The following is a 15648-nucleotide window of genomic DNA, read 5'->3' as shown; positions in this document are numbered from 1 at the left end:
GGAGCTGAACCACATACTATCATGCCAATAGGCTATAATAGACCCCTCAGTGAAGACCAAGATAATTGGTCGCCTTCCGACCCGGCTTTTGGTGGGTTTTGGGAAGGAGGAACGCACTGGAGCGAGGTACTAAGAAATGATGCTTACACTTTTTTAGACAGTGCCTCTCAATCGAGTAATCCATTTTTTATGTATTTGGCTTTTAATGCTGTTCACGACCCGAGACAATCCCCAGGGAGCTTTTTAGATCTTTATGCTGTGGATGATATACAAATTCCTAAAAACTTTATGCCTGTAGATCCTTTTAAAGAGGAGATAGGAAATGGTCCTGCATTAAGGGATGAAGCATTGGCACCTTATCCCCGAACGCCTTATTCCGTTAAAAAGCACCTTCAGGAATATTATGCCATCATTTCTCATATGGATCATCAGATAGGAGAAATATTAAATGAGCTGGAAAGAAAAGGCCTTCGGGAAAATACCTATATAATTTTCACAGCTGATCATGGTTTAGCCATGGGGAGCCATGGCTTAATGGGGAAACAAACCATGTTTGACCACAGCATGGCTGCACCCTTTATTATTTCTGGACCTAATCTACCAAAAGGACAAAGGTTAGAACAAGACATCTACATTCAAGATGCTATGGCCACAATATTAGATATTGCGGGGGTAGAAAAACCGGATTATGTGGAGTTTAATAGTCTTTTGGGTCTAATTCAAGGAAATGAGGAGCAGATTTATGAAGACATTTATGGGGCTTATTTGAAAAATCAACGGATGATAAAAAAAGATGGTTATAAGCTCACTGTCTATCCGAAGGCAAAAAAAATACTTTTATTCGATATGAAAAAAGACCCTTTTGAAATGAATGATTTAGCAGATCAGCCAGAATATCAAGAAAGAATTAAATCCTTATTTGCAGAACTTCAGCAAAAACAAATTCTATTAAATGATGCATTGGTTTTAAACGCAACGGATTATGATATTTAATAGGTCAGTCACTTCTACTTTCAAGCAATTCGCCTTTATTAATTCTTTATGGGCAGTGATGTTCTTGATTTCATGCGGAAAAGAAAACAATAACCAATCTCAAGAGAGGCCCAGACCAAATATTATATACATAATGGCTGATGATCATACCAGTCAGGCATTTGGCGTGTATGGCAGTAGGCTGGCAGGCTTAAACCCCAGCCCTACTTTGGATAGCTTGGCCAAATCGGGTATGATATTTGAAAATTGTTTTGTCAATAATTCCATTTGTGTACCCAGTAGGGCTGCCGTCTTAACTGGTCAGCGTGCCCAAACAAATGGAGAGATTGACCTGGAGGGAAGTCTTGCCCCTGAAAAACAATATTTACCTTTGGAGTTAAAAAAACTTGGCTATCAAACAGCCATTATAGGAAAGTGGCACTTGAAAGAAGAACCGGCATCATTTGACTATTATAAAGTTCTTGAACAGCAGGGAACTTATTTTGATCCTACTTTTAGGGTGCAAGGGGAGAAGCCTTGGCCTTCAAATGAAGTGCAATATGAAGGGCATTCTTCCGATGTTATCACTGACCAAGTAATAGATTGGTTTGAAAAAGAGAAAGAAGTGGATAAGCCATTCTTCCTCATGTACCATTTCAAAGCGCCTCATGATGATTTTGAAAATGCCCCAAGGTATGAGGATTATTTGGAAGAGGTTTTTATTCCTGAACCGGAAAGTTTATATGACAATGCAAACAAAGGTTCGGTGGCGACAAGGGGTGAAGGTGATAGTTTGACCAGATACATAGGCTCTTCTGTTTCACATAGGAATTTGATAAGAAATCAGGCCATGAATATTTGGCAGGGGCCTAATCATAAAAACTATAGAAATGCAGCGGATATTTTACCCGGTGAATTGGTGAAATGGGAAATGGATGAGGATGAGAAGGCTTATACTTCAAAAGTTTACCAAAGCTATTTGAAAAAATACCTTCGCTGTGTCAAGGGAATAGATGACAATATGAAGCGCTTTCTGGCTTATTTAAAAGAAAATGGATTGTTAGAAAATACGATTATTGTTTACACCAGTGATCAAGGTTTTATGCTTGGGGAGCATGATTATATAGACAAACGCTGGATGTATGAAGAATCTTTAAGAATGCCATTTTTTATTCGTTACCCTGAGAAAATTCAAGCAAATACCAGAACAGATGCAATTATAAACAATACGGATTTTGCTCCAACGCTAATAGCAATGGCAGGTGGTGAAAAGCCTGAATATATGCAAGGCAATAGTTTTAAGGAAATACTGGAAACAAATGAAGAACCTGAAGATTGGCAAAAATCCACTTATTACAGGTATTGGATGCATTTGGCTCATCGGCATGGAAACCCTGCACATTTTGGGGTGAGGACCAAACGCTATAAATTGATTTTTTATTATGGGAAATATTGGGTAGATACAGAAGATCCCAATGCGAATTGGAATAAAGCCAGCTGGGGGAATGATTTTACTACCCATACCCCGGTCGCCTGGGAGTTTTATGATTTAGAAAAAGACCCTAAAGAAATGAATAATCTGTATGGCGATCCCGCATATTCCGATACCATAGCTGAATTGAAACAAGAGTTGAAAAAATTAAGGAAGGAATTAAACGAGACGGATAAAGATTACCCTCATATCCAAAAGGTAATCGACACGCATTGGAATGATTAGCTTTATGAAAAGCTGATTATCCACAAAAGAATAGTGAACGGTTAAATATAAAAAGAGGAAAGAAGATGAAGGCCATAGGATTTAGAAGATCGCTCCCAATTACTGAAGAAGAAAGTTTTATTGCGTTTGACACTGACAAACCCAGCCCGTCGGGATTTGATATACTAGTAGAAGTTGCTGCAGTAGCTGTGAATCCGGTAGACTTTAAAGTCAGACAAAATGCGGCAAAAGATATAGTCCTAGACAGTCCAAAGATCCTAGGTTATGATGGACTGGGAACCGTTGTGGAGGTAGGAGATAAGGTAAGCCATTTTGAAGTTGGGGATGAGGTGTATTATGCGGGTGATATCAGTAGGAGTGGGAGCAATGCAATGTACCAATTGATGGATGAGCGAATTGTAGGGAAAAAGCCGAAGACCTTGTCAGCAGCAGAGGCAGTGGCATTACCATTGACCGGGCTGACTGCCTGGGAGGCTATATTTGACCGCATGAAGGTGGATCCTAAGGCAGACAATGGAAAGTCCATCCTTATCCTTGCCGGTGCCGGAGGTGTAGGCTCAATTGCCATTCAAATTGCAAAACAAATAGCGGGGCTTACAGTGATCGCCACTGCTTCTCGTGATGAAACTGAACGTTGGTGCAAATCCATGGGAGCTGACCATGTGGTAAATCACCATGAACTAAAAACCAGTTTAAAGCAAGTTGGCTTCAAGGAAGTGGACTATGTGCTCGACTGTGTGGATATCAATGGATATTGGGAAACGCTTGTTGATATCGTCAAGCCGCAAGGGCATATTGTTACCATTACAGGTAGTGAAAAACCACTAAACTTGATGTTGCTGAAAGAAAAAAGTGTGACCTTCTCTTGGGAATATATGTTTACTCGTTCACTGTATACCACCTCAGATATTTTAAAGCAACAGCAAATCCTTAATGAGTTGGCCGGTTTAATTGATCAAGGGTTGTTAAAAACTACACTAAATACTATTTTCAATGGGTTTAGTGTGGACAATTTTAAAAAGGCACACAGGCTTCAAGAATCAGGGAAATCCATTGGAAAAACTGTAATCGTATTTTAATGGTGGGTTTAAACTTGTTACCTTTTGCTTAATTTGTGGGGACTTAAATTTGCATTATTGTATAGGCATGGCTTCACTTAAAACCCAACTGGCTAAAGCCGGGATTAATAATTTTTTCTTTTTATTGCTGGGCACCATATTATTGGCTTACTTATTTCCCGGCTGGGGAGAAGCTAGGGGAGGCCTAAGTATAGATAAGTTGACCTATTATGGGGTGTCTCTGATTTTTTTCTTTTATGGTGTAAAGATTAGCCCGGCCACCTTAAAATTAGGCTTGTCCAATTGGAAGTTACATCTGCTTATTCAAGGGACCACTTTTCTGGTTTTCCCTTTATTGATATTATTGCTTTATGGCCTTTTTGGGATTGAAGGCAATTTGTTTTGGCTAGGAACCTTTTATTTGGCGGCCTTACCCTCCACTGTTTCCTCCTCTGTTGTAATGGTGTCAATTGCAGGAGGGAATCTTCCAGCCGCAATATTTAATGCCAGTATATCCAGTATTGTAGGCATATTGATTACTCCCTTATGGATGGGGGTTTTCCTTAGTGCCGAAAATGCCGATTTTGAAATTTTCAATACTGTTTGGGCACTGGTACAGCAAATTTTTATTCCTGTGGTGATAGGTTTTATGCTTCATAAAAGGCTTTATTTCTGGGTGCAGACCTACGGTAAACTACTCAAAAATTTTGATCAACTTGTAATCCTATTGATTGTATTTTCTGCTTTTTCTCATTCATTTGGCGGCAATATGTTTGAAGGCCAAAATATTTTAAGCTTGGGTCTTTGGATGCTGCTCTTTTTTATTTTTATGGCTTTAGGAATGTTTCTATTGGGGAGGTTGCTTTCATTCAATAGGGCTGACAAAATTACCGTTTTATTTTGCGGGTCTAAAAAATCCTTGGTGCAAGGAGCAGTCATGGGTAAGATTTTATTTCCTGATCCCACCATTTTTGGGGTGGTATTGCTGCCCTTGATGTTGTACCATACCTTACAGCTAATTCTAGGCAGTGCGTTGGCAGAAAGGCTGGCACATCAGCAAACCAGTGAGCAGGTTTAAGCGGAAAGCTTTCTATTGACTATTAATGGTGAGAAAGGGTGAAACCTATAGGCTCGTATCACTACCCATTGAATAGGAAATAATCAATCGCCAGATCCCGAAGTAGATTACCACAAAGCGAGATAAAAAATCTTTTTGCTTAGGTAAACGATTGGTCTCCTGAAGCTTCAGCGGTTAATCTTTCAGCAATTTCTTTACCCAGGTACCGATCGATTAAACCATGTCCTGCATACAATACAGGGGTTAGCACCACGGCCACAGAAAACTTATAAATGTAATTGATTATTCCTACGGCTATGATCTGCTGTAGGGACCAATTTCCGAACACATAAAATGCAATACCCAGCACTACAAAGGAGTCAATAAACTGAGAAACCAGCGTGGAACCCGTAGCCCTTAGCCAAATCATTTTTGCACCGGTTATGCGTCTTAATTTCTGGAAAATATAGACATCAAGTAGCTGGCCAATTAAAAAGGCGACAAGGGAACCTATAATAATCCCTAAGCCTTGCCTAAAGATGGTGTTAAAGGCATAGTCAATATTAAAAGGATTTCCTTGATTGTCCACTTGATTTACCTCTAGCCAGAAATTTGCCGGAGGAAGTTTGGTGACAAGGGAGATGACTATAAAAACATAGGCAATAAGTGCAGCAGTGATAAAGCTGATTTTACGTACTCCTTTTTTTCCGAAGTATTCATTGATAATATCAGTGGTGATAAAAACCACCGGCCAAATTACCGCTCCTGCGGTCAAGTTAAAATCCAAAATGTACGCATCAAAAAAGGCCCAATTGACGGGATTTAAGCCCAAAGTTTGCTCCCCTGAAAAAATTTTAACCCCAATAATTTCTGCTAAAATGGCATTGGTGAGAAAGACTCCTCCTAGAATTATAAATAAATTCGTTTTTTTGGATTGATAAACCTTCTCGTCGATGTTCATATTTATTTGATAGAATAAGTATTGCCTTCTACACTTAATGTACTTTCTTCAAATATTTCTTTGGCTTCTTTCAGTAGCAAGTCTAATTTGGAATACCTACTTGAATAATGACCCAATAGCAATTGCTTTACCTTTGCTTCTTTGGCTATCAAAGCGGCTTCTTTGGCGGTACTATGCTTGGTGGCTTTTGCTCGTTTTTTTTCATCTTCCATAAAGGTAGATTCATGATAAAGTAAATCTGATCCTTTGATGTGAGGAACCAAGTCTATATTAAAAGCAGTGTCGGAACAGTAACTGTACTTTCTTGGAGAAGATACCTCACAGAATTCATCAGCTTTATACACCACATTGCCAGCTTTGTCAAGAACATCTTTTCCGGTTTGCAGGGTGTGTATGGCTGCTATCTCAGGCTTATATTTTGCCATCATCTCCTTATTCAGGTGTACCCTTTCTTTCTTTTCTTCAAAACTAAATCCTGTGCAGGGTATTCTGTGCTCCAAAGGATAAGAGTAAATTGTAAGGTCTCTGATTTCCGCTAATTTTATCTTTCCCTGCGGAACAGTAGGATGGAAAATTAATGGAAAGTTTAGCGTACTTGCGGAGTACTTGAGTTGAATGGTAATAATTTCATCCAGTCCTTTAGGACCATATAAGTGTAAAGGCAACTTTCTGTTGTTGAGACTGTAGGTATTGATCAATCCCATTAATCCCAAATAATGGTCACCATGAAGATGAGAAATAAAGATGTGATTGATTTTGGAGTATTTAATTTTAAACCTTCTGAGTTGTTGTTGTGTTGATTCTCCACAATCAATCAAAAAAGATTCACCATCCCAGGAAATCAATTGAGATGTTTGGTTGCGTCCATGCGCAGGAATAGCTGAATTGGAACCTAGAATGGTGATGTTAAAATCCAAAGGCGTATAGGGTTATTCTTCTTCGTCTTTCTCGCTACCACTTTCTATTTCATGAATGAAAATAGCTTCTGCAGCTGCTTCATTGTCATCCACTACTTTAAAAACTTTATCAAGCATAGAAATTTTCAATAATTTAATTACATGCTCTTGGAGTGAGGACAATACAAAAACTCCACCTACTTCATTGAAAGCTCTATTTCCAACCAATAATGCACTTAACCCACTAGAGTCTGCATATTTTACACTTTCCATATTCAAAATTAAGTTTTTGTACCCTTCAGCATGAACGGTAAGCAATTCAGATTTTAATTGTGGAGAAAGTGTGCTGTCAAGCTTTTCTTCCAATAAGGTGAAAACAACAAATTGTTCTTTTTTATCTACAGCGTATTTCATTATTCTTTATGTATTTACCTATTTTGAACATGAGTGAAAGAAAAATGTTCCATTCATGCATATATTTTAGATATGGATTTAAAATTAATTCAAAAACTGATGGGGCCAAAGGGATCCATTCAATTAAATATTTGCCAATATAGCTTCTTTTATTCTTTTTGAGGTGTCATTACTGTTCGCCGGCTGAAATTTCTTGCCGGTGATATGTTCATATAATTCAATATACCGATTGGAAATGGACTCAACTATATCAGGAGTCATTTCAGGGATGGCCTGTCCATCCTTGCCCTGAAAGCCATTTTCAATCAGCCACTGCCTTACAAATTCCTTTGACAATTGTTTTTGTTCCAATCCTTCTTGCTGACGTTTTTCATAGCCTTCCAGATAAAAGTACCTTGAAGAGTCAGGTGTATGTATCTCATCTATAAGAAGAATTTGATCTCCAAATTTACCAAATTCATATTTGGTGTCCACCAGGATCAAACCTTTGCTCCGAGCCATTTCACTTCCCGACTGAAACAAGTCTCTTGTATACTGTTCCAGTTGCAAATAATCTTTTTCACTGACGATGCCTTCACGCAGGATGTTTTCTCTTGAAATGTCCTCGTCATGACCTTGATCAGCTTTGGTGGTTGGGGTAATGATAGGGGTGGGAAGTTGATCGTTTTCTTTTAAACCATCAGGAAGGGCTACACCGCAAATACTGCGTTTTCCTGCTCTATACTCTCTCCATGCATGACCTGCCAAGTATCCCCTAATCACCATTTCAACTTTAAAGGGAACACATTTTTTACCTATGGTGACATTTGGGTCGGGTGTAGAAGTGACCCAGTTGGGAACAATCTCTGCCGTAGATGCTAGAAAATAGGAAGCAATTTGGTTAAGAACTTGCCCTTTATAGGGTATAGGCTTGGGTAAAACTACATCAAAGGCTGATATCCTGTCAGTAGCAACAACCGCAATTACTTGATCAAATATATAGACATCCCTTACTTTGCCTTTATAAAAGTCAAGCTGTCCCGGGAATTCGAATTGTGTATTTTTTATGCCTTGGTTCATTGTGCCTTTGATTTTAAACACAAAAATAGAAAATAATCTGATCCTTGTTCTAAATTTTCAATGTTCCTGAAAATCTCTGTATTAAATCCTACATGATAGTCTAAATTAACTCAGTAAATTTGAAGCAAGAGGCTTACTTGATTTCTTCCTTACCAACCTTATAAGTTTTTTCTTTGGTGATAATGCCGGACACGTCTTTCCAAATGAATTTCCCATTTCTCAAACCACGTTTATAACGGCCTTCTAAAGAAATTTGACCATTTGAATGATAGCTTACAAAGCTCCCATGCTTGATGCCATTTTGATAATTTATTTCTGTAGCCTTGATACCATCGGGGAAATAGGTGATAGAAAGTCCTTGTAAACTTCCATTTTGGTAATTTTTTTCATGTGTCAATTGACCTGTGGAATTGAATCCGGATTGAATTCCATCTAAAACCCCATTCCTAAAGGATTGCTTCTCATGAATGGCTCCATTTTCAAAATAAGTAGTGTGAGGCCCATGTGGTTTTCCTTTTTCAAATAAGGTCTTGCTTTTTAATTTTCCTGATGGAAAATAACTAATGATCTCCCCCTCAATTCGCCCCTCATGGTAAGAAGCTATTTGCGAAACCTTGCCATTTGGATAGTAAGATCTTGCACTGCCGTGTGGTTGGTTGTTTTTATAGGGGGTGGTTTTTAGCGTATCTTGACTAATTGGATGTAAATCATAAAATATTCCTGAGAGATTACCATTTTCATACTGTCCTATTTGGATTAGATGGCCTTGCGGGTCATATAACATGTAGGAGCCATTGGGCACCCCCTCTGTAGTTTCAAACTTTTCCTTTAGGATGGTTTCTCCTGCATCATAATAGGTAGTGTGAACTTGGGCGAATGATTTACCAGCGAAACAAGTAATTTGGAGCAGGGCGTAAAAAGTAAGTAGTTTCATATCTCCAATTTTCTTTGTGAGTCTACCGAATATTTATTGCCTGTGTTTTTTCTATCACAATGGCAGAAGCCCCACCACCGCCGTTGCAAATCCCTGCCACGCCTAAATTACCCTCTTCTTGGTGCAAAATAGATACTAAAGTAGTGATGATTCGGCTTCCTGAACAGCCCAATGGATGTCCCAGTGCCACAGCTCCCCCATAAATATTCAATTTATTTTCAGGGATTTGGAGCAATTGTCGATTGGCCAGTGCGACTGCAGAAAAAGCTTCATTGATTTCAAAATAGTCAATGTCTTTTAATTGGAGTTCAGCGATTTTCAAAGCTTTAGGAATGGCCAAGGAAGGAGCTGTGGTAAACCACAAGGGCTCTCTTGCTGCATCGGCAAAAGCTAGGATTTTACCAACAACAGGTAGGTTTAAAGTTAAGGCAGTTTTCTTTTCGACCAGTAATACGGCAGAAGCACCATCGCTTATATTAGAAGCATTGGCAGCAGTAACAGTTCCCTCAGGCATAAAAACCGGTTTTAATTGAGGGATTTTCTCATAATTTACCTTGCTGAAATCTTCGTCTTCAGATAGGGTATTTGAACTATTCCCTCTGCCAGGTAATGTAATGGGGGTTACCTCATTTCCGAACAAGCCTTTTTCCCAAGCCCGGGCTGCCAATTGATAGCTTTTAATAGCATAATTATCCTGAGCTTCACGGCTTATTTTCATTTTGCTGGCGGTGTTTTCAGCACAATTTCCCATTGGAAAGTTGTGATAAACCTCCTGTAGACCATCTTTATGCAGGCCGTCCACCAAATTGCCATCCCCATATTTATACCCAAAGCGAGCCTTGGGTAGGTAATAGGGGACATTGCTCATGCTCTCCATTCCTCCGGCCACTACCAGGTTTGCTTGGCCGCACATTATGGCTTGAGCACCCAGCATTACTGCCTTCATGCCTGAAGCGCAAACTTTATTAATTGTGGTGCATGGGATGGAACTGGGGAGTCCGGCTTTTATTGCCGCTTGTCTTGCCGGAGCTTGACCTAGGTTTGCAGAAAGTACGTTTCCCATCAATACCTCGTCTATGGCTTCGAGGTTTTGTAAACCACTCTTCTCCAAGACCGATTTGATTGCAATACCGCCCAACTCACTTGCTGAAAGTGAAGATAACTTCCCTCCAAATCCACCGATGGGAGTTCTTGTAGCTGCTACGATATATACCTCTTTCATTTTGGTTAAGCGATTTTAATAATCAGGAAGGCCTCTTTTCGGTTGTTGAGTAGGTTTCTTTCTGTTTTGTTGTATATACCGGAGTTCATTGCTGTTCATGGCGTCCAATATCTGAGCTGCTTGTTCAGGGGTAATATTCATTTGCTCCAGTCTTTGCTTCAGTTCTTCCATGGCTTTTTCTCGCTCACTTAGATCACTTTCCATGTCACTTTGCTCCTCAGAATTTTCATTTTCTTCCGTTTGTTCTCCTCGCTGTTCTTCCATCTCATCTGACTCATCAGCACCATCTTCCTCTGTTTGTTCTTCGCCTTCACCACTTTCTTGCTCCTGGCTTTCTTGGTCCTGTTGCTCTTGCTGATCTTGTTCCTGTTGTTCTTGCTGCTCTTGGTTTTGCTCGTCTTGATTTTCTTGATCTTGTTTCTCCTGATCCTCTTGGTCATTTTTGAGCTTTTCCCAAAGCGCATTTAGCTTGGCATCCTCCGGGTATTTTTCAAGTCCCTCAGCCAGTAATTGACTGGTGCCCTGGATGTCATCATTTACATATTGCTTCGCTGCTTTATTAAAGTAATCATCTTGAGATTGAGCCTTTCCGATGAAAGGAATCATTACGATTACAAAAAGTGCGATTAGTTGATATTTATTGATTGATTTCATTGATATCCTTTAAGTGATCCATAAACTTTTGGTAGGAAGCTACTGTTTCGTCGATCTCCAAGGCGCTTTCCATCGTTTTCATAGCCTCTTCAAACTCAAATCTATTTACTAGATCATCAGCTTGTGCCTTCATCCTTTTTGCATAATTGGATGGTTCCGGTTTGTCTTCTTGCTCTTGATCTTCTTCGTTTTCCTGATTTTCTTCATTTCCATCCAACCATCTACTCAATAACTCATAATTATAACGGGCTTTTTCATTTCCAGGGTCATTCAGTAAAGCTTTTTTGAAGAGCGCCAAGGCCTCTTTGTATTTTTTTTCATTTCCAAGCATTACCCCTTGCTGGTTAGAAGCAAAAGATGAGATTTCACCAATAGTATTATTGGACAACTCCTCATAGGTTTTCTTTGCATCTTCATCCTGCCCATTGTTTTGGTAGCTTAAAGCCAGGTTGAATTTAATTTCCGGTTCGTTCATCCCATGCTCATCAATTAAAGCAAGGTGCTGCCTCACTGAGTTTTCATAGTCAGCCTCTTTAAACGCAGTTGCCGCCGAGGTAATAGCCTCATTCATAATCGCTATGTTTTTCCAGTCACTCGGCAATAAAAGTAAAATCCATAGTATATATCTGGAAACCATTGTGTTGATTTTTTTCTGTTAAATTAAAATGATAAGGTTCTGACAGGCAGTATAGCATCTATAATGGCAAGAAATAATGCTGCCAAAAGAAAGTAGAAATATTTATTTGAGGAAGCCTCAACAGTTCTACTGGCCATAACGGTGCCTTCCAGTTTGGAGATTGCATCGATCAACTGGGGGATGTCATTTTGGTCGCTGCTTAACTCAAAGTAACCCCCGCCGGTATCGCTGGCGATCTTTTTTAAATTGTCTGAAGTTAATCTTGAAATAGCAGGCCTATTGGTTGATTGGTCTATTACCACACCGCTGCCACGAGGAATTGTACTGCCATTGGCTGTACCTATTCCCATGCTGAAAACTTTGATTCCGTCCGCATTTAGGTCATTTAGTGTTTGTTCCAGACCGTCTCCAAAATCTTCTCCATCACTTATTAATATTATGGCTTTCGATTTTGGTTCTTGACTCTCGTCCGATTGAAACTTGCTAAAAGCGAGTTTTAGTGGAGCAGCTATATCCGTCCCTGAATTTGGAACCAATCCGCTATTCAAGCCGTCTAAGTGCAGTTGTATTACATTTTGATCAAAAGTTAAAGGGCATTGAATAAAAGCCTCTGAGGAAAAAATAATGATTCCCAACCTGTCAGAGCTGAAGTTTTTCACCAAATTTTTCAATTCAAATTTAACTCTTTGAAGCCTGCTGGGATTAATGTCTTCCGCATTCATAGACCTAGATAGGTCTATGGCAAGGAAGATATCTTTGCCTTCCTGTTTAATCTCTTTCATTGCACTACCAATGGAGGGCCCTGCTAAAGCGATAAGGAATAAGGAAAAATACAAACTTCGTAAAATCATTTTCCATATCAATCGCCGCTTCTTAACAGTGATTTTCTGATTGATTTTCCAAAATCGGTAAAGATAGAACCCATATAGCAAAATGAATATTGCTACCAGTGTTACCATTAAACTATTGTCAGGATATGCCCAAATCATAAGTTGAAATTAATCATTATAACTTAAAACGGAATGAATGAAGATGAATTATTGATTTTTGGCAAAATTTTCATGCCATTGGCTTTTTGCAAGGGTAGAAACGATAGGTCTTACTTGCTGGTTTTAAGGTTGAAATGTTATCTAGTAATTAATATTTCATGTAATACATTAATTTATCGATCACAAACTTAACAATTTTGTGGAGATACCGTTAATTCAATGATTCTTAATCCCATATTTTAATTGCATTAGAATTTCCAGTAGTTTTGAGCTTTAATTAATCATGTAACAAAACCTGGTTATTAGGATGTTTAATCTAACCTGCTTAAGCAATAATAAAAACATAAAGTTTTTATCGTTTTAATTATGGTGAAATATCAATAGTACAATTCCATAAGGTGTTCAATTTCCAGACTATTTTCTTTTAATCTCACAGTACATAATGAACCTTTTCTACCCGCTACCTTTAAGGCTAATAATCGTTATTTTTATTGCTGTAAATTTATTCACTGGCTTTGAATCTTTGGCCCAAAGCCCAGGTAACTTAAACGGACAAGTTTTTGACAATGGTTCAGGAGAGCCTTTGCTTGGCGCAACTGTGTTCTGGACAAGCCAGCCTAGCAGGGGAACGATTACAGATGAAAATGGTTTCTTTTCTATAGAAATTGACTCGCTTCCCAATGTGCTTAATATAAGATTTTTAGGTTATGAATCAGTAAGTAGGCCTGTCAATGAGAAAGCTGAGTTGAAATCTATGAAATTTTTTCTCAGTCCTGAAGAGATGAATTTGTCTGAAGTAGTGGTGTCTGAGCGTAGACAAGATTACAATGTGAAAAGTACTGCCATTGGAAAAAATGAAATTTCAGGTGCTGAACTAAAAAGAATTCCGGCACTTTTTGGTGAAGTGGATTTGTTAAGAAGTATTCAGCTTCTTCCGGGGGTTAATACTGCGGGAGAAGGAACTACCGGTTTATTCGTCAGGGGAGGTTCTTCCGATCAAAATTTAATTCAAATTGATGGCGCACCAATTTACAATCCTTCTCATTTTTTTGGCTTCTTCTCTGTTTTTAATCCTGATGCCATCAGTGATGTGACATTGTATAAAGGAAATATTCCTGCCAATTTTGGGGGAAGAGCCTCTTCTTTAGTAGATATCTCTTTGAAAGAAGGAAACACCCAAAAATTAAGAGGTGAAGGAGGAATAGGGAGTATCAGTTCCAGGATAACTTTGGATGGTCCTTTGTTTTCTGAAGACGCCTCATTTTTGGTGTCAGCCAGAAGAACTTATGCAGACGTTTTTTTGGGTTTTTCATCTAATGAGTCCATCAGAGAAAATCAATTGTACTTTTATGATCTAAGCGGCAAGTTAATGTGGCGCAATGGAGAGAAGAATAAATTTACTTTCTCAACTTACTACGGCAGTGATTTTCTCGGTTTATCGAAACAGTTTGGTCTGGGATGGAACAATTGGATTAATTCATTCAAGTGGGATAGACAAATCAATGACCGGCTGTTTTTGGATGTAACGGCATATTATAGCTTTTATAAATATAAAATTAATGTCAGCGACGAAGACAATGGGTTTGATTGGTCTAACTATTTTTCAGAAAGTGGAGGGAAGGCTACTTTTAACTATGTCCCCAATGAAAACATTGATCTAAAGTTCGGGCTGCACAGCCAGCTATATTATTTTGCTCCTGTAGATCTGGAATTTACCGATTCAGAAAGCTTAGAACCTTTTGAATCAAGTACGAGGGTTGGGTTCCAAAACAGTTTTTTTATCGCCGGTAATGCTGAACTAACAGATAAACTTAGTGTGGAGGCAGGCCTTAGGTGGTCTGTTTATCAACAAATCGGTGATGGTGTAAATTACCTTTATGAAAATGATGATCCAACCATAGGTGGAGTGGTCTCCGATACTTTGAATTACAGTTTTGGAGAAAGGATGAAATTTTATGAAGGCCTTGAGCCAAGGATAGCCTTAAGGTATCTTATCTCTGATGATTTGGCGCTAAAAGGAAGTTTTAACCGTAATTTACAATACATCCAGGTAGCCTCCAATTCCTCTGCAGGGCTACCCATAGACCGATGGATTCCTGCGGGCAAATACATTGAACCCATAAGGAGCGATCAGGTTTCGGTAGGTTTTTTTAAAAACCTAAATGAAAACCAGTGGGAGCTATCTTTAGAAGGTTATTACCGTGATTTTAGAAATGTTATTGATCTCAAGCAAGACGCCAATGTGCTGTTTAAGGACAATGTAGAGACAGAGATATTAACGGGCGATGGTTGGGCATATGGACTGGAGTTTTTATTAAGGAAAAACATTGGGAAAACCACCGGTTGGCTGAGTTATACCTGGTCAAGGGTTTACAGACAAATAGAAGGGATCAATCAAGGTCTTCCATATAACCCTCGTTTTGATAGGCCTCATGATGTGAGTTTGGTGCTTACTCATGAACTTTCAGATCGCCTTTCCTTGTCCGGAACTTTCCTTTATACTACGGGAGTTGCTGTTACCTTTCCAGTGGGGTCCTATGTTGTCGACAATCAAAGGATTCCGCTGTATGATGCTTATAGAAACAACAGTCGTTTTCCGGATTATCACAGAATGGACTTGTCATTGACGCTTAAGAATAAAGATAAAGGACGATGGTGGAAAGGAAGTTGGAATTTTAGCGTATACAATCTATACGGCAGGAAAAACCCATTTTCTTACGAGTTTAGGGATATAGAAAACAACGATATTAATTTTGATTCCAGTGAGGGAATGCCAGTCACTTCTCAGAGACCTGGAGTTGTGATGACCTATTTATTTGGAATATTACCTTCAGTAACGTATAACTTTACCTTTTAAAAAAATGAAAAATATTGGAATGATAATAGGCCTAATTTTTCTTTTATCCTGTCAGGAGGAAGTGCAACTTGATTTAGGAAATGTCACAAAGGTGCCGGTAATCGAGGCTGTCTGGACAGATGATGGGGCGGAGAACTATGTGAAAATTTCTTATTCAAGAGATTATTTCGACACCTTGGCCAATGAAGTTGTGGGTAGCGCTTCAGTCAGTATCATAGACA

Annotated in this window: 14 protein-coding genes and 1 pseudogene; 6 read left to right on the top strand and 9 right to left on the bottom strand. The window is 38.9% G+C overall.

Annotated features, from left to right (window positions below; all coding sequences use genetic code 11):
• The 4 genes from AAC037_RS05675 to AAC037_RS05660 all read left to right on the top strand — a co-directional run.
• A partial coding sequence (locus tag AAC037_RS05675; protein ID WP_339902073.1) for a sulfatase-like hydrolase/transferase occupies positions 1 to 993 on the top strand: 993 nt, incomplete at its 5' end.
• On the top strand, positions 983 to 2689 hold the full coding sequence (locus AAC037_RS05670) for a sulfatase (RefSeq protein ID WP_339902072.1): 1707 nt from the start codon (positions 983 to 985) through the stop codon (positions 2687 to 2689). The genes AAC037_RS05675 and AAC037_RS05670, both read left to right, overlap by 11 nt.
• Positions 2690 to 2754: 65 nt before the next feature.
• The gene (locus AAC037_RS05665) at positions 2755 to 3768 is read left to right on the top strand and encodes a zinc-binding alcohol dehydrogenase family protein (RefSeq protein WP_339902071.1); all 1014 of its coding nucleotides are present in this window, start codon (positions 2755 to 2757) and stop codon (positions 3766 to 3768) included.
• Between the two features lie 67 nt (positions 3769 to 3835).
• Entirely contained in the window at positions 3836 to 4825 is a 990-nt protein-coding gene (locus tag AAC037_RS05660; protein WP_339902070.1) for a bile acid:sodium symporter family protein, read from the top strand.
• A gap of 139 nt (positions 4826 to 4964) precedes the next feature.
• Here AAC037_RS05660 and AAC037_RS05655 read toward each other — a convergent pair whose 3' ends face one another.
• From AAC037_RS05655 to AAC037_RS05615, 9 genes are all read right to left on the bottom strand, one after another.
• Positions 4965 to 5765, bottom strand: coding sequence for a queuosine precursor transporter (locus tag AAC037_RS05655; protein WP_339902069.1), 801 nt, complete (start codon positions 5763 to 5765; stop codon positions 4965 to 4967).
• Between the two features lie 2 nt (positions 5766 to 5767).
• Positions 5768 to 6682 (bottom strand): ribonuclease Z, encoded by a 915-nt coding sequence (locus AAC037_RS05650; RefSeq protein WP_339902068.1) that lies wholly within the window; start codon positions 6680 to 6682, stop codon positions 5768 to 5770.
• 12 nt (positions 6683 to 6694) lie between these two features.
• Positions 6695 to 7075, bottom strand: coding sequence for an STAS domain-containing protein (locus tag AAC037_RS05645; RefSeq protein WP_339902067.1), 381 nt, complete (start codon positions 7073 to 7075; stop codon positions 6695 to 6697).
• 123 nt (positions 7076 to 7198) lie between these two features.
• Positions 7199 to 8134, bottom strand: a complete 936-nt coding sequence (locus AAC037_RS05640; RefSeq protein WP_339902066.1) for a phosphoribosylaminoimidazolesuccinocarboxamide synthase — start codon at positions 8132 to 8134, stop codon at positions 7199 to 7201.
• A gap of 133 nt (positions 8135 to 8267) precedes the next feature.
• A complete protein-coding gene (locus AAC037_RS05635; RefSeq protein ID WP_339902065.1) occupies positions 8268 to 9068 on the bottom strand; it encodes a toxin-antitoxin system YwqK family antitoxin in 801 nt (266 codons plus the stop codon).
• 22 nt (positions 9069 to 9090) lie between these two features.
• Complete coding sequence (locus tag AAC037_RS05630; protein WP_339902064.1) at positions 9091 to 10290, bottom strand: acetyl-CoA C-acyltransferase; 1200 nt, start codon at positions 10288 to 10290, stop codon at positions 9091 to 9093.
• Positions 10291 to 10305: 15 nt separating this feature from the next.
• Positions 10306 to 10944: a hypothetical protein gene (locus tag AAC037_RS05625; protein WP_339902063.1), complete on the bottom strand. Its 639-nt coding sequence runs from the start codon at positions 10942 to 10944 to the stop codon at positions 10306 to 10308.
• The gene (locus AAC037_RS05620; protein WP_339902062.1) at positions 10928 to 11515 is read right to left on the bottom strand and encodes a tetratricopeptide repeat protein; all 588 of its coding nucleotides are present in this window, start codon (positions 11513 to 11515) and stop codon (positions 10928 to 10930) included. Before AAC037_RS05620 ends, AAC037_RS05625 begins: the two co-directional genes overlap by 17 nt.
• Before the next feature lie 89 nt (positions 11516 to 11604).
• Complete coding sequence (locus AAC037_RS05615; protein WP_339902061.1) at positions 11605 to 12570, bottom strand: VWA domain-containing protein; 966 nt, start codon at positions 12568 to 12570, stop codon at positions 11605 to 11607.
• A gap of 442 nt (positions 12571 to 13012) precedes the next feature.
• On the opposite strand from AAC037_RS05615, the gene AAC037_RS05610 reads away from it, so the two are divergent.
• On the top strand, positions 13013 to 15427 hold the full coding sequence (locus AAC037_RS05610) for a TonB-dependent receptor (RefSeq protein ID WP_339902060.1): 2415 nt from the start codon (positions 13013 to 13015) through the stop codon (positions 15425 to 15427).
• A 4-nt stretch (positions 15428 to 15431) separates the two neighbouring features.
• Positions 15432 to 15648: pseudogene (locus AAC037_RS05605) on the top strand (DUF4249 domain-containing protein); the annotation flags it as partial.

The organism is uncultured Cyclobacterium sp., from assembly GCF_963976465.1.
GTDB lineage: Bacteria > Bacteroidota > Bacteroidia > Cytophagales > Cyclobacteriaceae > Cyclobacterium.
Note: the sequence above shows the minus strand (reverse complement) of the source record. Positions and strands in the feature narration are given on the sequence as shown.